The sequence below is a fragment of the Pseudomonas sp. NPDC078700 genome (genome assembly GCF_044542375.1).
GTDB lineage: Bacteria > Pseudomonadota > Gammaproteobacteria > Pseudomonadales > Pseudomonadaceae > Aquipseudomonas.
In genome coordinates this window covers 187,241-203,103 of record NZ_JBITUI010000001.1, presented here as the reverse complement: position 1 = coordinate 203,103, position 15,863 = coordinate 187,241, and the positions used below count along the sequence as shown (strand labels likewise).

14 protein-coding genes are annotated in these 15,863 nt (G+C 53.3%); 8 read left to right on the top strand and 6 right to left on the bottom strand.

The features are described from left to right. Window positions 1-68: 68 nt before the first annotated feature. The 3 genes from ACIGCM_RS00940 (at window position 69) to ACIGCM_RS00930 (ending at window position 3,241) form a co-directional block, all read left to right on the top strand. Window positions 69-938: a helix-turn-helix domain-containing protein gene (locus ACIGCM_RS00940; protein ID WP_397500179.1), complete on the top strand. Its 870-nt coding sequence runs from the start codon at window positions 69-71 to the stop codon at window positions 936-938. Between the two features lie 192 nt (window positions 939-1,130). Continuing rightward, window positions 1,131-2,387 carry a condensation domain-containing protein gene (locus tag ACIGCM_RS00935; protein WP_397500178.1) on the top strand — a complete coding sequence of 419 codons (1,257 nt, stop codon included), beginning with the start codon at window positions 1,131-1,133 and terminating at the stop codon, window positions 2,385-2,387. A gap of 44 nt (window positions 2,388-2,431) precedes the next feature. Then, window positions 2,432-3,241: an FkbM family methyltransferase gene (locus ACIGCM_RS00930; protein ID WP_397500177.1), complete on the top strand. Its 810-nt coding sequence runs from the start codon at window positions 2,432-2,434 to the stop codon at window positions 3,239-3,241. Window positions 3,242-3,356: 115 nt separating this feature from the next. Here ACIGCM_RS00930 and ACIGCM_RS00925 read toward each other — a convergent pair whose 3' ends face one another. Next, the gene (locus ACIGCM_RS00925) at window positions 3,357-4,406 is read right to left on the bottom strand and encodes an ATP-binding protein (RefSeq protein WP_397500176.1); all 1,050 of its coding nucleotides are present in this window, start codon (window positions 4,404-4,406) and stop codon (window positions 3,357-3,359) included. A 516-nt stretch (window positions 4,407-4,922) separates the two neighbouring features. Between ACIGCM_RS00925 and ACIGCM_RS00920 the strand changes: the two genes are divergently transcribed. Both ACIGCM_RS00920 and ACIGCM_RS00915 read left to right on the top strand, forming a co-directional pair. Beyond that, the gene (locus ACIGCM_RS00920; RefSeq protein WP_397500175.1) at window positions 4,923-5,186 is read left to right on the top strand and encodes a DUF2790 domain-containing protein; all 264 of its coding nucleotides are present in this window, start codon (window positions 4,923-4,925) and stop codon (window positions 5,184-5,186) included. Window positions 5,187-5,235: 49 nt separating this feature from the next. Next, window positions 5,236-5,511, top strand: a complete 276-nt coding sequence (locus ACIGCM_RS00915) for a hypothetical protein (protein WP_397500174.1) — start codon at window positions 5,236-5,238, stop codon at window positions 5,509-5,511. A gap of 321 nt (window positions 5,512-5,832) precedes the next feature. On the opposite strand, the gene poxB is transcribed toward ACIGCM_RS00915, so the two are convergent. The 5 genes from poxB to ACIGCM_RS00890 form a co-directional block, all read right to left on the bottom strand. Next, a complete protein-coding gene (poxB, locus tag ACIGCM_RS00910; RefSeq protein WP_397500173.1) occupies window positions 5,833-7,569 on the bottom strand; it encodes a ubiquinone-dependent pyruvate dehydrogenase in 1,737 nt (578 codons plus the stop codon). 64 nt (window positions 7,570-7,633) lie between these two features. After that, the gene (locus ACIGCM_RS00905; protein ID WP_397500172.1) at window positions 7,634-8,017 is read right to left on the bottom strand and encodes a Rid family detoxifying hydrolase; all 384 of its coding nucleotides are present in this window, start codon (window positions 8,015-8,017) and stop codon (window positions 7,634-7,636) included. 30 nt (window positions 8,018-8,047) lie between these two features. Next, complete coding sequence (locus tag ACIGCM_RS00900) at window positions 8,048-8,704, bottom strand: cytochrome P460 family protein (protein WP_397500171.1); 657 nt, start codon at window positions 8,702-8,704, stop codon at window positions 8,048-8,050. A gap of 225 nt (window positions 8,705-8,929) precedes the next feature. Then, the gene (locus ACIGCM_RS00895; protein ID WP_397500170.1) at window positions 8,930-10,159 is read right to left on the bottom strand and encodes an MFS transporter; all 1,230 of its coding nucleotides are present in this window, start codon (window positions 10,157-10,159) and stop codon (window positions 8,930-8,932) included. Window positions 10,160-10,289: 130 nt separating this feature from the next. Beyond that, window positions 10,290-11,495: a CynX/NimT family MFS transporter gene (locus ACIGCM_RS00890; RefSeq protein WP_397500169.1), complete on the bottom strand. Its 1,206-nt coding sequence runs from the start codon at window positions 11,493-11,495 to the stop codon at window positions 10,290-10,292. 335 nt (window positions 11,496-11,830) lie between these two features. Here ACIGCM_RS00890 and ACIGCM_RS00885 point away from each other — a divergent pair, with 335 nt between their 5' ends. From ACIGCM_RS00885 to ACIGCM_RS00875, 3 genes are all read left to right on the top strand, one after another. After that, window positions 11,831-12,220: a hypothetical protein gene (locus ACIGCM_RS00885; protein WP_397500168.1), complete on the top strand. Its 390-nt coding sequence runs from the start codon at window positions 11,831-11,833 to the stop codon at window positions 12,218-12,220. A gap of 44 nt (window positions 12,221-12,264) precedes the next feature. Then, window positions 12,265-12,681 carry an Ohr family peroxiredoxin gene (locus ACIGCM_RS00880; RefSeq protein WP_397500167.1) on the top strand — a complete coding sequence of 139 codons (417 nt, stop codon included), beginning with the start codon at window positions 12,265-12,267 and terminating at the stop codon, window positions 12,679-12,681. Window positions 12,682-12,837: 156 nt separating this feature from the next. Beyond that, entirely contained in the window at window positions 12,838-15,753 is a 2,916-nt protein-coding gene (locus tag ACIGCM_RS00875; RefSeq protein WP_397500166.1) for an ATP-binding protein, read from the top strand. Window positions 15,754-15,863: the final 110 nt, after the last annotated feature.

Here is a 15,863-nt window from a genome sequence, read left to right as displayed (position 1 = left end):
TGCTATTCGCATCGGCTACATCAGTCGGCGTGTTCTGACAGGTGTTGTTATTTCTGTGAAGGGGAAACATGCAAGACTCGAACATCGATGTTTTGATCCGTGGCTCTTCTCTGAGTGGGAAATCTAGTATCGAGTTGGGATGGGAAGGGCTGACTCTGGAACGGCGATTTGCCGCACCGCACTTTCGTGTCGAGGAGACACTTGATCAGCACTACGGTCTTTTGTGGTGTGGTCAGCCGACCGTGGCGGAGCGCGCATATCGAAACAATCGTTTTACCCGTGTAATCAAACAGCCTGGCACGCTGTCATTGGGCGCAGCGGGCATCTTGCCGGCGGTTCATGCTCGCTCTGCCTATGATGTGGTAGCGTTTGTGATCGACCCGCAGGTGACTGATCAGGTTACGCAGGACTCAGAGTGGGGTAATAGTATTAGCTTTCACGAACACCTAGGGATAGCCGATAAACCACTTACTTATCTGGTTCAGCTCGCCGCGCAGGAAGTCCTCGAGGGTGGGGCATCCGGCCGATTGTATGGCGAGTCTATCGCTTTGGCGATCATCGCACGTTTTGTTTTGGTTGCTAGCCAGAAGGGCGTTCGCACACGCAAGCAAACGGCGCTGCCCACACACCTTTTGCACCGTGTTCTGGACAAAATTGGCAGCGAATACAGCGAGGACTTGAGTCTAGCCGACATGGCGATTGAGAGCGGGTACAGTCGGGCGCACTTCATTCGAATGTTCGGTGCCGCAACTGGCCGATCTCCTCATGCCTACTTGCTGGAAGTCCGGCTGGAGCGTGTTCGTCATGAGCTACTGAATAGTCGTTCAAATCTGGCTGAGATCGCGAACGCGACCGGTTTTTCTAGCCACTCGCACATGACGCGAGCCTTTCAAGCCCGCTTCGGCATTTCGCCAAAGGATTTCCGTCGAATCAAATAGCACGTATCAGTCAACCTGAGACGTTTATGAAAGCGCGCTTAAATCACGGTGTTAGGGTGGTTGTGGAGGCAGGACGGCTCTTAAAAGCTGTTTTTGAATACGGTCAATTCGCTCCTGTGCTTTGGTATTTAGCTCACGCGGTTAATTGATTGTTGCGCCTCGTCTTCCCAACTTTTAGTCGAGACCAGGAATATGAGCAGCCCTGTCGCACATGAGCTTCCAGTTCGATACCTCGGGCCTTTCGAGCGCTTTTTTTGGTCAAGTGATCAGCAAAGCGCCAAGCATTTTACGATTGTGGCGCAGATATCAGGAGAAACCCGTGTTACCGATTGGCGCAAGGCGTTGGATGCTGTTCAAAGTCGCCATCCTCTGCTTCAGGTCGGCATTGCAGTTAATACTGAGAGCCAACCTTATTTCAAAAAAATGATTAACGCGCAAATAGCGCTCAAAGTGATTAGCACGACCCAGAATCATTGGGCGGATCTGGTCTCTAGTGAACTGTCTACGCCTTTCTGCGCATCTTCCGAGATACTGCTTAGGGCTACGTTACTTCATTCCGAGCAAGGCGTTGTCCTGATTCTCAGTGCACACCATGCCATTGCTGATGGCCTAGCGTTAGCGTTTATAGTGCGCGACTTGATGCAGGCCATGACCGGCGTGAAAATGCTCGAGTACCCGATCCCGCTAGCTCAGGAGGAGTTGGTGGTATTCCCGGAGTCGGTACCAAGAAACCAAGGTAATCCGCAAAGACCTGTCAGAGCGCAACTGCTTGATCGGAACTCTAAAACCCCATCGGTACAGAGTCTTCGCATGGACGTCAGCTCCAGCGAGACTCTGCGATTGCGAGCACGGCAAGCAGATGCGACGTTGCACGGCGCGCTGATAGTTGCCTTGGTAAAAGCTGGAGACCAGCTTGGGGCAGCTTGGACAAACCGCCCCGTGCGGATCAAGTCCCCAGTCAACGTCAGGGGATTGCTGGGACGCACTGATGAATGCGCATTATCAATCGTATCGGCCGAGAGCCGGATCGAGGATCGTGAGCACATTACCTTTTGGGAATTGGCGAGAAGTCTATCGGCTGAAGTAGGAGCGGCTCGATCCGTTGAAACAGTCACAAAATTTGCCGCAGGATTAAGGTCGCTGTTTGGTGATCGATCAGACGCAGCTGCTGCAACTGAATTTCTATTAAGCGCCGGTTCGATCGACATGATGGTTTCCAACCTAGGGGAGTTGTCATTCGCTTCGCAGGTGGGTGGCTTGCACTTGGAGTCGATGTGGGGCCCATCTACTTTCATGGGTATGGAGGGCGAGCAAAACATAGCGGCACTTACGGTCAATGGCGCCTTGCATTTAGTGTGCTCCAGCTATACGCCCGTCGCGGACTTGCTCGGCCGGGCACGATTGATCCTCATGGCCGCATGTGAGGTCAACACCTACGCCTGCAACTGACGGTCTTACGCTCCGTACCACTTTACAACAGCAAGGTAACCATTATGCGCTACAGCAACCGTTTGGGTGCGTATTGCAGTGCTAAACAGCGTGAGATCAACCAACGCGGATTATTGAGTTTTCCGGTAGACAGCGGTCTAGATACAGAGCGTCAAGCCCTGTTGGCGGAGGAGATTGCCGCACTGCCAGGACTTGAGCTTTATGACGGTCCGACAACTGGACTTGTATTGCCGGTAGATAGGTCATTCCCGGCCAATATACTTTATTACTTTCTTGTGGGAGATTACGAAGAACACGATATGCAGCTAATCCGGCGCTATATCAAGCCCGGAAGTCGAGTATTGGAGCTTGGTGGAGGCGTCGGTTTGACCGGAAGCCTTCTTGGGCGAATGAGCGGTAACGTTGTCAACGTCTGCGAACCTAATAGCGCGTTGCATCCTTGGATCGAACGCACGTTTGCTGCTAATGGGGAGCGATTGAATCTGATTAATGCCGCCGTGGTTGCTGACGATGAGTTCGGCGAATGCGTTACCTTGCATATCGGCAAGGATTATTGGTGGAGCAGCTTGTATCGCGAGCATGGTGCAGCGCCAAAACAAGTCAAGGCGCGGCGGTTGGTCGAGTTAATTGCTGAAACCGGTGCTGATACCTTGTGTGTAGATATAGAGGGTTATGAGATGGTGTTATTCGCGCAGACGTCGTGTTTGGCAGCAATCAGCATGTTACTGATAGAGGTGCATACACCATCAATCGGGACTACGGAGTCTGCCAAGGTAATCTCGAACATAATACGGGCTGGATTTTCGTTGGTCGACTTCGGTGGGCACACGTTCGTATTTCTTAGAACGTCCTAGTCGTCGCAAAATTACCGATCTGAAGATAATGTGTTTTGCGAGCACACCAGAACGGTCTCGGGACACAAGAACCTTAGTTGTTTCGAGACCACGTTGAGGGTAATTTAGAGCATTATTACGCTTCAGTGCGACACTGCAGCCGCAACTCAACACATAGCCCACCACCCTGACGGTTGCATAGTTTGATTGAGCCACCCATGTTGCTCATCAACTGTTGCGCTATAGCCAAGCCCAAACCATTGCCCCTTATGCGCTTGTTGCCATTGTCTTCGGCCCGATAAAAGGGTTTAAGCACTTCAGCCAATTCCTGCTCTGCAATCCCGGGGCCCCGGTCTTGGACTTTGATCGAAAGCATCGAATCTTGCGTAACCGCTACCGTGACGGCGGCTGCCCCGGCATATTTCAAGGAATTGTCTATGAGGTTAGTTAGGACCCTGCGCAACGCGATGGGCTTTGCATCGACCAACGCCTCACTGGTGCCTGCGAGGTACACACGCTGTGCCGTGTCTTGGTAGTCAAAAATAATACTTCCAATAAACGCATCTACGTCGATGCAACAGTTGCTTTCCTCGATGAGATGAACACTGCGGGCATAGTCGATACCTTCTCGTACCAGGTGTTCGACCTCCGATAAGTCTTTGCACAGTTTTGTGCGATAAACCGAGTCATCCATGCATTCTGCTCGGAGCCTCATGCGCGTGATAGGGGCTTGTAAGTCATGAGAGATAGAGCCAAGCACTTGGACCCGTTGCTGCATGTACTCGGCGACACGCTTTTGCATGGCATTGAATGCGGTTATGACCTCAACCATTTCGGCCGTTCCTTTTTCCACCCTGTAATTCGGGTTTGCAGGGTCCAGTGCTTGCAGCGCATCGGTAATAGTGCGCAGCGGCTGCGTGCCTATTCGGATCGTTAGCCAAGCGCATCCAATTATCAGCAAAATGCTGATCAGCAGGCCGAGAACTAAAGACGGGCTTGAGCCATGTAGCTCGAATCTATTGAGGTTCTCATGGACTTCCCACAAAAGGCCGTGGCCGACGACCAGGCTGATTGAGAAAAGGCTGAACAATCGAAAATTCAGTGAACGAACGCCACCTATCTCCAGTGACTTATCCCCGTTTGAAGTTTTCCTGTGCGTTAGTCCTGTGTGTTCAAAGCGGTTCATGGTGCTGCTCCTGTTCACGGTCACTGCAACCAGCCGCCTGTTCTGGTTAAAAGTGTGCGGTGTTGGCGGTGCTTGTTCGTTCGTGCTGCTTCAGTGGCGCGAGGGTATGAACATCTGATTGGCATGGCCCACGTGCGGCTTTTCCACACCACTCATATCAGCAGATTGCAGCGGTCGAAAACATTGCACATTGGTGTCGATTCGCACCTCGGTGTTGATCATGTCGAGTTGAGTAATTTGGCGCGTTTTGCGTTGCGTCTTTAGCTGGGCGTCTTGATTGGAGGCGTACTGGGGCGGCTTGGTCGTGTCGAGGTGCGCGGCTGCCAAGCATCTATTTCGGAGTGTTTGTCTAAAAATGTAAGCCTCTGTATCTGAGCGGAGTGGGGATACGTAGGGATTTGATAACCCACCTTGCTGGACACATCCCGGATACCTCGCGGGCATTAAATGGGTACCACTGAGACGACAACACTCATCTCGGACAACCCATTACCCATTGATCCAGAGGAATGAACCATGAACGTTAAAGCCATCAGCGCAGCATGTCTTTTCACCACGTTGAGCCTGGGGATGATCCCTGCCATGGCCCATGCTGCGCAGCCTCAGCAAAGTTATAGTTATGGCACTCACCTCGATGTCGCCCAGGTGGTATCTCTGACTGAAGAGCCAACTCAGAACTGCGGGGTAGTTGATGCCCACATGACTTACTTGGACTCGCAGGGACGCAGCCAAGTACTCGACTACAGCAAACTTGCTCAAGTCTGCAGCCAGGGTGGTTGAGTTCGCTGCAACCTTAAAAGCACATTTAACATTTGATGAGGAAGACACCATGAAAAGTGCCAAGAATCTACTGGTTGCAATCGCCATTTCTCTCGCCGGGGTAGCCGTCCATGCCAATGCTGCCAGCGGGATTCAGCACTGTGATGCAGGTGCTTGTATGCAGTCTGCGCCCCTTGCTGCCAAAGGCGAGTTGCAGAACCTGGCTGAGAACGGCTTTAGTCGCACACCTCTAGGCCGAAATCTGCAAATGATTGCGGAAGATGGCTCCAGTCATACCTCGCAAAGTGACTGGCTACACGCAAAGGCCTCGATGTATCAGGTCTGAATGTCGGAGTGAGGCAGCGGCTATGTTTTGCTGGCTGCCTCCGTTACCTACGAGCCGGATTTATTGCCTGGAGTGGTTTTTGACCCGCCAGTGCAGTAGCAAATGTGTAGGGTAGGTGCCCGTAATTTGTCTTGAAATGGCCTCTTAAGCACTCAGCAAACATCACCCAAAAACCTGTAACAAAATCGCGAATACTATGAGCAGGCACAACTTGATCGTTTTATGCAGTCAGTGGCAATCCGTCTGGTTCAAGGCATTTTAATAATGAATGCTGAGTAGGATTAGCAGAGATCGGCCTCCCTTAAAATGGGCGATAGTTACTCATCGCCACAGGTTCCCCTTCGCTAGATCCAAAATTTCATCCGCGCGCCCGTTCATCACTGCGCGCAGCATGTACAGTGAAAATCCTTTTGCCATCTGTGTCGTAATGGTGGGCGGCATTGCCAGTTCCGTGCGGCTGACTACAGCATCAATCAATACCGGTCCGTCGTGGGCGAGTGCTTCGGCTATGCCGTCGCGGATTTCCTCCGGGTGTTCCAGGCGAATCCCATGGATGCCAATGGCGCGGGCCATGGCGGCGAAGTCAGGGTTAGCGAGGTCAGTTCCGACGCTGAGAATGCCAGAAGATTTCTGCTCCAGCTCCACAAAACCCAGCGCGCCGTTGTTAAACACCACCACCTTCACTGGCAACTTGAGCTGGGCCAAGGTCAGGAAGTCACCCATAAGCATGGCGAATCCGCCATCGCCGGACAGCGAGATGACCTGTCGATCACGGTGGCTTGCTTGAGCACCTATAGCTTGGGCCATCGCGTTGGCCATTGAGCCGTGCACGAACGAGCCCATTAGCCGGCGATGGCCGTTCATGGCTAGGTGACGCGCAGCCCACACAGTAGGCAAACCCACATCGCAGCTGAACACAGCATCGACGCTGGCCAACTCACTGAGGATGTCGACAATTTGCTGCGGGTGAACGCGTCTGCTGCGTGGGGTGATCGCAGCTTGCTCGGCCAGCGATCGCTCGTTGCGATCATGGTGTTCACGGGCGCGTTTGAGGTGTGTGGTGTCGTGGTTGCGAGTAAGCAGTGGCAGTAAAGTATCAACCGTGGCGCGCACATCGCCAACCAAACCGAGTTCGAGGTGAGCGCGCCGACCAAGGTTTTCGACTCGGATATCGATCTGTGCGATACGCACGCTTTTGCCGTGAGGGTAGAACTGGCGGTAGGGGAAGTCAGTACCGAGCATCAGTAGCACATCGCAATCAAGCATTGCGTAGTAACCGGAGGACACTCCGATCAGGCCAGTCATCCCGACACTATAAGCATTGTCATACGCCACATACTCTTTGCCGCGCAGCGTATGTACCACAGGTGCTTGCAGGCGTTCGGCCAGTGCGAGAATTTGCGCGTGAGCGCCAGCGCAACCCGCGCCGCAGAGCAAGGTGATACGTCGGCCACTATTGAGCAACGTGGCCAATTGCTGCAGTGATTTCGACGTTGGCGTCACCTTAGGCAATGCCGGTAACAGATTGCCGATATCCGCCAATGGGGCATCCTCAGCTCTTTGCATAGCGACGTCGCCGGGCATGACAACAACCGAGACACCACGTTTACCGATTGCTTCGCGAATAGCGATCTCAAGCGTACGTGGCATTTGTGCATTGCTGGATATCAGTTCGCAGTAGTGACTGCATTCACTGAAATAGGTGTGTGGATGCGTCTCCTGAAAATAGCCCGAGCCGATTTCAGCGGATGGAATCTGCGCAGCAATGGCCAGCACCGGTACGCGTGAGCGGTGCGCATCGAATAGGCCGTTGACCAGATGCAAATTGCCCGGCCCGCAACTACCTGCACAGACAGCCAGCGAACCCGTGAGGTGGGCTTCTGCGCCGGCAGCGAAAGCCGCGACTTCTTCATGACGTACATGCACCCACTCAATATCGCCCCGGCGCTGCACCACGTCAGTAAGTCCGTTGAGGCTGTCTCCGACCACGCCGTAGATGCGTTTGACGCCTGCGGTGACCAAGGTTTCCACGAATTGTTCGGCAACGGTCTTGGGCATGATTAAGCTCCTCAATGGTGGTTCTGTGACCTGAATACTTTGTGGGTACGCTGCTAGGTGTAAGTCAATCCAGCACCACAATGGCTTCGGCTTCTATGCAGAAATTATTCGGCAGACTGGCAATCCCGACGGCGGCCCGGGCGGGATAGGGTTTACTGAAGTATTCGGCCATGATCTGGTTGACCTTCGGTGCGTCGGCCAGGTCGGTGAGGTAAATGTTGAGCTTGGCTACGTGAGCCAGATCTCCACCCCCGGCTTCGGCCACTGCGCGCAGATTGGCGAATACCTGATGAATCTGTTCATCCACACTGGCATTACTGGGTTTCTGGGTCTGCGGGTTTATTGGCAGCTGGCCCGACAAATACAGGGTTTTGCCGCACTTGATTGCCTGGCTGTAGGGGCCGATAGCTGCGGGGGCGTGTTCGGTATGGATGGCTTGGAAAGGCATGTCGTTGCTCCATTAGCTTAAAATGAGAGGTTATTTCGATAGGATTGGATAGCCCTGTACATAGATGAGGTCGCTCGACCGTGCCGGTTGGTGACAACCCAGGCACTCGTTATGGTCCTTGGTGGTGGTCACGTTAGGATTGCTCGCGTCAAACCATGACCAGCCCCAACCATCGCCCCATAGTTTCGACTGTGGGTAGGCGTGTTTGCTGTCTTTAACCATTACAAACCAGCCTTTGAGCCCAGTGGCATGGCTGACTGTTCCGGTGGTCATGCCCGCAGTGCTGGTGTCGAATACTTCCTTGACCAGCACTGTTCCGTCGGGGAAATGTCCCAGCTTCTTATACGTTGCGGCGGCCCCGGCAGAGGCATATACGGCATGCATCTGTTTTGCACCCTGGCCCTTATCCGCAGCCACCGCCCAAGTGCCTAGAAACTGGTATGTATCGCGGTAATTGGAGGGTAGGTGCAGGTTTCCGGAGGCGTCACTTATCGCGGGGTAAGGATGGTTGGGCTCGGCTGCCGCCGCCAAGCCAGAACTCAGAAGGCAAGCGGCAAGCGCGATTGCCGTAGGCAGTCGGTTTAGGTTTTTCAAGGAATTTGAAGGCTTGGATTGGTTGTTGGCAGAGCAGAGGTTACTGCGCCAATTTATAGCGTCGACTGGGTGCGAATATAGTTCTGCAGTCATGAACGATTCCTCTGAATTGAACCAAAAGTGCTAAGAGCAGGGTCCCAAGCACTGGAGGTTTTCGATCAAAACATAGGGAGGAGGTCGCATCGATTGCACTATGGTGTCGGGCGATACCAAAGCATCATGACCTGTATCAGGTACAGGTTTGTGAGGGGAGATATGTCGCTGGAGTCGTTAGCACTGACTCGGTTCGCCTGACAGTAAAGCCTCAGGCTTTCAATTTCATGGCTCGGAAAGGCTTTTCAGTTCCAGTCCTTTGGTTTCAGGTAAAAACAAGGCCACCAACATGACCAAACCGTAGGCACAGATTACATAGGCGACGATAGCCGCTGTAATGCCCAAATTGTCTGCCATTGCACCAACCGCTGCGGGTGCCAACCCTGCTAAGCCGCGGCCAAAGTTATAGCAAAAGCCCAGACCTGATGCGCGCAACTCGGTTGGGAATATTTCGGTTAGCACAGAGCTGATAACGCCAAACATGCCGGTAGCCACAAAGCCAAGTGGGAAGCTGATGAGCAATAACGCTGTTGAGAACAGGGCTAAACCTGAGTAGGGAAGTACGACCCCAATACCCGCCAGTGCGAAAGCTATCAGGGTCGCCTTTCGCCCGACTTTGTCGCCAAGCCAAGAGCCCGCCACATAACCGAAGAATGAACCAATCACCAACACCGCCAGATACAGCCTGCTCTCTAAGGTTGATAGGCCATGTTCGGACTCAAGCATCGCAGGCCACCAAGTTGCAATTGCCCAATAACCACTGTGCATTCCAGCGGCGAGCAGGCTGCCCAAGATGGTTGATTTCAGATAAGGACCGGAAAGTATCGCCCGCCACGAAGGCTTCCCGCTCGAGCGGATAAATGCCTTGGATTCATTCAGTCTCAGGCGGTAGATGAATATAACAATGGCTGGCAGCACACCTACTATGAAGGTAACTCGCCACCCGAACTCAGTGGGAAGCAGCGTTAATGTCATTGCCGAGATGATCGCCGCCAATCCCCAGCCTACGGCCCAACCGCTTTGGGCCATGCCCACCATTCTTCCTCGGAACTGCGCCGCGGCAGCCTCCGCGATAAACACCGCCCCCACTGCAAGTTCACCGCCGAAGCCTAGCCCCTGGAGGATTCGTGCTATCAGCAATTGATGAAAATCAGCGGCAAGACCACAGAGGCAAGTGGAAATCGCAAACCACAAAATGGTTAGCTTCAACACTTTAAGGCGACCGTACCTGTCCGCCAAAATCCCCGCAATCCAGCCGCCTAATGCAGATGAAACGAGCGTTGCCGCCCCTAGTAATCCAGCCTCTGAGTGGCTGAGCCCCCAAAATGTCAGTAACACCGGGAGCACAAAGGCATATAGCTGAATATCCAGCGAGTCCACGCTAAAACCGCAGAAAACGGTCCAGAAGGAGCGGCGATTGTCTTTGTCTAAGGAACGGTACCAAATGGGTTGCATATGATGTTGCGGGACTCCGGATTGAAGGGGTAGATGTCGCAGTTTCTTGACCGCCGACGTTGTGCGTGAACAGGCTTTGAGCAGTGTAAGTAATCACATCGACAGTCAGCGCATTTAATTACCCTTGTTGCTAGGTGGCATACAACTCAGGTGCTTGAGTTTCATCTGGCTTGAGCAATGGGGTCATGCACAGCAGCGCTAGACTCACCACCAGCAGCATTACAAAGGATAGGCGATAGTCGCTTGAGTGCTCTCGCAGATAACCAAAGGCGATTGGCCCTAGCGCGGCTATTAAGTAGCCAACAAACAGCATAAACACTGTCCATGCGTTGGCATCAGCCGCTGTATGTACGTTGTCCAATGGCAGTGTCATCGCCAGCGTGAATGTCATGCCCAAGCCTACGGCGATAGCTATCACGGAGAGAATTACCGGCATTTGCGCAGCAAAGTAGAGCCCGGCTGCACCCAAAGCGGTGATTGCACTGGCAGTGAATAACCAACCGGTTCTGTTTTTTGATGGGCCGGCCATAACGCCCATAACGAAGCTAGACACGGCAAACACTGAAGTGAAAACCCCGAGCAGCGCGCCAGGTGTTAATGGGCTTGTGTGCCATTCTGTTGCCGCAGGTGCCAGCCAGGCAAACAGAGCGTAAACAATGAATTGGCTGCCGCCGAAGTACAGTGCAACACGCCAAGCTTGGGCGTTATGCCAAGGCAAAGTCGCGGGTTTAGAGTTAGCTGGGGCTTGCGAGTGATGTGCAAACTTACGTGCCAGCCACCACCAACTGATAACCGCACCCATACACAATATCGCCCAGATACCGGCCCCGATTCGCCATGAACCACTAAGATGTGTAATCGACTCGGTGCTGACGGCTGCGACTGTGGCTCCGACACTGAGTCCGGCAGCATAAATACCCATGTAAAACGAAGCACGGTTGGCAAAGTGGGTTTTAATCCAACCCCCAATCAAGGCGCCGCCTATGGCAATGCCTACACCGACAAGAACAGTGCTGAAGAGTAACGAAAAAGTGGACTGCGACAGTGCACGTAATACGGTCGCCACACCCAAGAGTACCAGCGCAGCAATAACCGTTTGATCAGCGCCTAAGCGCTTAGCCATTTTCGGGGCTAATAACGCAAACACTGCCATGCACACATCTGGAATCGAAGTCAGCAGCGCTGCTTGAGCATAGCTGAGCCGAAACTCTTGTTGGATCTGCAGCAACACGGGGCCGATTGAAACTATCGCCGGGCGTAAGGCTATTGAGAGAACCAATAACCCGGTAATGGCAGCAACAGCGTGGCCAGTCGAACTCTGAGGCTGAGCGTTCATCGCGGACCTATTTCAACGTTGAATGGAACAAAGGCAGGACGCTTAAACCTCGTCTTGCAATTAAGATCAAGGTGCTAGTTGAACTCGGTTTCGTATCTGGGTTGTTTCTGGTTTGCCGAACAAGCTAAAGCCTATGTATCCCAATGGCGGGTAGACACACTTTGGTACGCAGTGAAGTCGCTCATGTGAGAGGAGCAACTAACAAGAACTAACAGCGCATAACTGGCTAAAGGCGTCCATATCCTTAATCCTTCAACTTCGTTATAAGAAAAACTATTGCAACACGACAGCAGATTCCACGAACCAGTGGGTTACAGGCTGCAAGGAACTTGATCATGACTGACTGTTATCGCAATAACTGCGTTTTCGGGGTCGATCGACCAAGCAATGAACAACTCGGTGCTTTAGTCGCCGAGGTGGTTATGCGTGGGAAGGACGCAGCAGACCCGTTATACGTCGCGGTGTCGCCTTTATTGAGTGCTTATTTCGAAGGCCAGGTACAAGCGGGAAGGGCTAAGAATGAGCATCTTGACGGACTCATTCAGTCGGCGTTCGTCGCTCTTTGCTGGAAGTGTTCCAGTTACGACTCAAACCGTCCGGTGCGGGCATGGTTGGTGGAAATCGCCCACAGCCAGTTTGTGGAGTACTTGGCCAGTCGTCGCAGCCGAGCGAGCGGCAGTTGGTCCCCTTCATCAAGACGTTGCGAAATTGCACGGGCGAATTGAGTTAGCAGCCGTGCAGCGTTATTGCTATGGATCAAGGATTTATCATGAACAACATCGTTCAGACTCTCTATACCGGTCATACCCTAACGACGGGTGGGCGTGAGGGCGAAGGGCGAAGCAGCGATGGGCGACTTCATGTAAAACTAACCCCACCGGGTGCGCCGGGAAGCGGCAGCAACCCGGAGCAGTTGTTCGCCATTGCCTGGTCAGCCAGTTTCATTGGTGCCTTGCGCCACGCCTGTAACGCCCGCAAGATCGGTTTTCCGGTGAATACTTCGGTAGACGCCCAAGTTGACTTTGGCTATGGGGAGCAAGGATTTTTTCTTCAGGCGCGTTTGGGCGTATTTTTACCTGAGCTGGAGCTCGATCTTGCTGAGCAACTGATGAACGCGGCTTATCTTAACTGTCCATACTCAAAAGCCACTCAAGGCAATATCGACGTCACGCTCAAGCTCGTTTAATCCTCTCCTTTCATAAACACTGCACCTCCTGACATCTTCTGTTACGAGGATCTTGTACTCTCGTTCTATTTGACCAATTATGTGCAGATCTAAAGGTGCACATGAATGCGCGCCTAGTTGTGCCTTGCGCCCCTTCATTTCGAGAGACTGGCCCTTATGGAGCCTTCCACACCCGTCAGAGACGAATCATCCAGCCTGCAATTTGTGTTTGGTCCTTTTTGTGTCGTCGCGGCAAAGCGGTTGCTCACCAAAGATGGCATTGCTGTTGAAATTGGCGGGCGGGCATTGGATTTATTGATCGCGCTGTTAGAGCGTCCCGGTACGGTGCTGTCCAAGCGTGAGTTGATCAACATGGTCTGGCCAGACACCATCGTTGAAGAAGGGAGCCTGCGGTTTCATATGACCGGCTTGCGCCGAATCCTCGGTGACGGCGAGGACGGTGCGCGGTATATCGCAACCCAAGTCGGCGTGGGTTATGCGTTTGTTGCACCACTGGAAAAAGTAAAGTCCCCTTCAGCGCAGTCAAAGGTTGCCGAGCTCACCCGCGATGTCATTGATAATAAACGCTTCATCACAGGGGTTGGCAGCCTGCCTCCGCGGTTAAATTTAATCGGCCGCGAGACCGACGTTCAACTGGTTGTCGGTCATCTAGTCCAGCCCAAGCTGTTTACCATCGTCGGCGCTGGAGGCGTGGGTAAGACCAGTCTCGCCGTTGAAGTCGCCTATCAGATCAGCACCCAAATCTATGATCGCGTTCGTTTTGTAGATTTGGCCCAGGTTGAGGATGCTGACCTCGTGGTTTCTGCTCTGGCAGGTGCCTTGGATATTCCGGCTCAAGCTGAAGACCCAATGCTAGTGCTGCTTGCTCACCTGCGCGCACACAAGCTGCTTATGGTGATTGATAATTGCGAGCACCTAATTGACGCGGTTTCGGCTGTCGTGGAGCAGATCCGGTATGCAGCACCGCATGTGGGTTTGTTGGCGACAAGCCGGGAGCCTTTGCGCGTTCGTGATGAATATGTGCATTGGCTGAACCCGCTGGCTTTTCCCCAGCAACCACAAGATCTTTGCGTCGAAGAACTGCTCGCGTATCCGGCTATTAAGCTCTTCGTCGAACGCGCGTCTTCAGGCAACACTGCGTTGGTGTTAGAGGCGAGCGATGCCCTGTTGGTGGCGGACATGTGCCGACGGCTTGAGGGTATGGCTCTGCCTATCGAGTTGGCCGCCGTGCGTGTTGCAAGTCATGGGTTAAGTGCTACGCATGCATTAATGGGCGAGCTTTTTTCTTTGGGTTGGTCCGGCCGGCGAACAGCCATGCCTCGGCATCAGACACTGCGCGCAATGCTGGACTGGAGTTACGAACTGCTTACGCCGCTTGAGCAGTTAGTGTTCGAGCGGCTATCGGTGTTCGTCGGTCCGTTCTCTCAGGACGCCGCAGCCCAAATTATCACTGACGAGCAAATCGAGTTGATCAAAGTGGTAGCCATCCTCGATGAACTGGCCTCTAAAGGATTGGTGAGTGTTGACCACTCCAGTACGTTTGCGGCCTATCGCTTGCTGGAAATGACCCGCGCCTTTACCAGAGAAAAGCTGGCGATAAGAGGGGAGCGAGAGGTTAATGGCTTGGCGTTTCGGCATGCAGCGTTTTATACGCAGCTGCTTGGCAAGCTTGGTAATACGCCCAGTGAGATTTTCGCCAGTGCGACGCGCCTTGCCAGCCAACTGGGCAATATTCGCAGCGCATTGGAATGGAGTTTTGGTCCCCAGGGGAGCCCGGGATTAGCCTTGCCGTTGGCGGCTGCAAGTGCTCAGGTATTTCTCCACTTTTCGTTGCTGGTTGAATGCAGGGCCTGGTGTTCGCGGGCAACAGAGTTGCTTGAGCTGGGCTTTTTTGGAACCCCTGTCGAGATGGAGCTGCAGGCTGCGCTTGGGCTGGTGCTGATGTTCACCCGGGGCAATAGCAAAGCAGCAGAAACGTCACTCATCAGAGCATTGGAGATTGCCGTTTCGTTAAGCGATTATTGGTCACAGCTTAGACTGCTCGGTCGACTGCAGATTTTTTATGAGCGTACGGGTGATTTTGCTTCGTCGCTTGCATGGGCTGAGAAGGCGGTGGAGGTCGGTCATGCCATTGGCGAACCTGAGGCTTTTGCAGTGGCCGCGTCACTGGCAGGGGTGTCGCATCACTTGTTGGGAGATCAAGTGCTGGCGCGACAAGAACTGGAAGCCTCACTGCGTAATAGTGCTCCTTCTCAGCGAAGTAGCACGATTTACTATGGTTTCGATCATCGTAATCGCACCGGCTTAGCATTAGCCCGCACGCTGTGGCTACAAGGGTTTCCCGATCAGGCCCGACACTGGGCGACAAAGGTAGAAGCTGAAGCCGCGACACTGGAGCATTCAGTTACCTATTGCATCGCGCTTATCTGGACCATGTGTATTTACATCTGGACCGGTGATCTGGACGAAGCCACCGCCAGTCTAGAGAGTTTTGCCAAGGTTGCTGAAGAGAATGCATTTGGCCCTTATATGGCGGCCTGTAAAGGCTTCAAGGCCGCGATAGCGATACGCGCTGGGCAGCCTTTCGGGGCTGTTGAGTGTCTTGAGGAAAGCCTCGCGCAGCTGCAGGCTATGCGCTATGAATTACTCACCACTTCTTTCGAAATCGCTTTAGTCGAAGGATTGATACTCAACAGTGAGTACCTAAAGGCACTGCCGATAGTGGAGCGCACAATCCTGCATTGCCGCAAGAGCGGAGATGCCTTTGCCCTGCCGGAATTGTTGCGGCTTAAGGCGGGTATTTGCCACGCTATCAACCCTGAAAATAGTGCAGCCACACACGCTTTGCTGGAGGAGTCATTGGCTTTGAGTCAGAAGCAAGGGGCTCGCGCCTGGACGTTGCGGACGACGATGGACCTTGCGCTGTTATCTTTGGGGGAAGGCGCTAAGGCGCAGGCCGTTGAGAGTCTGTCCAACTGTCGAGAATGGGTCTGTGAGGGCTACGATTCGCTTGATGTCAAACGGCTGGAAACGCTCTGGCAACAGGCCAAAGGTGAGAGCCCTCTGATTTAACCGTCCACCCAATAGGCTGGTCTGCAATACCTAGGTGTAATCGATGACTTGCACCGGTTCTGTTCTGATTCAGCAACCGCATCTGGCATGCGTTTGCCCATGTAATCAGG

Coding starts and splice junctions, on each gene's coding strand:
- ACIGCM_RS00890 (WP_397500169.1), bottom strand. CDS start 11,495: ATGAACGCTCAGCCTCAGAGTTCGACTGGCCACGCTGTTGCTGCCATT.
- ACIGCM_RS00875 (WP_397500166.1), top strand. CDS start 12,838: ATGGAGCCTTCCACACCCGTCAGAGACGAATCATCCAGCCTGCAATTT.
- ACIGCM_RS00930 (WP_397500177.1), top strand. CDS start 2,432: ATGCGCTACAGCAACCGTTTGGGTGCGTATTGCAGTGCTAAACAGCGT.
- poxB (WP_397500173.1), bottom strand. CDS start 7,569: ATGCCCAAGACCGTTGCCGAACAATTCGTGGAAACCTTGGTCACCGCA.
- ACIGCM_RS00940 (WP_397500179.1), top strand. CDS start 69: ATGCAAGACTCGAACATCGATGTTTTGATCCGTGGCTCTTCTCTGAGT.
- ACIGCM_RS00900 (WP_397500171.1), bottom strand. CDS start 8,704: ATGACTGCAGAACTATATTCGCACCCAGTCGACGCTATAAATTGGCGC.
- ACIGCM_RS00895 (WP_397500170.1), bottom strand. CDS start 10,159: ATGCAACCCATTTGGTACCGTTCCTTAGACAAAGACAATCGCCGCTCC.
- ACIGCM_RS00935 (WP_397500178.1), top strand. CDS start 1,131: ATGAGCAGCCCTGTCGCACATGAGCTTCCAGTTCGATACCTCGGGCCT.
- ACIGCM_RS00885 (WP_397500168.1), top strand. CDS start 11,831: ATGACTGACTGTTATCGCAATAACTGCGTTTTCGGGGTCGATCGACCA.
- ACIGCM_RS00915 (WP_397500174.1), top strand. CDS start 5,236: ATGAAAAGTGCCAAGAATCTACTGGTTGCAATCGCCATTTCTCTCGCC.
- ACIGCM_RS00925 (WP_397500176.1), bottom strand. CDS start 4,406: ATGAACCGCTTTGAACACACAGGACTAACGCACAGGAAAACTTCAAAC.
- ACIGCM_RS00920 (WP_397500175.1), top strand. CDS start 4,923: ATGAACGTTAAAGCCATCAGCGCAGCATGTCTTTTCACCACGTTGAGC.
- ACIGCM_RS00880 (WP_397500167.1), top strand. CDS start 12,265: ATGAACAACATCGTTCAGACTCTCTATACCGGTCATACCCTAACGACG.
- ACIGCM_RS00905 (WP_397500172.1), bottom strand. CDS start 8,017: ATGCCTTTCCAAGCCATCCATACCGAACACGCCCCCGCAGCTATCGGC.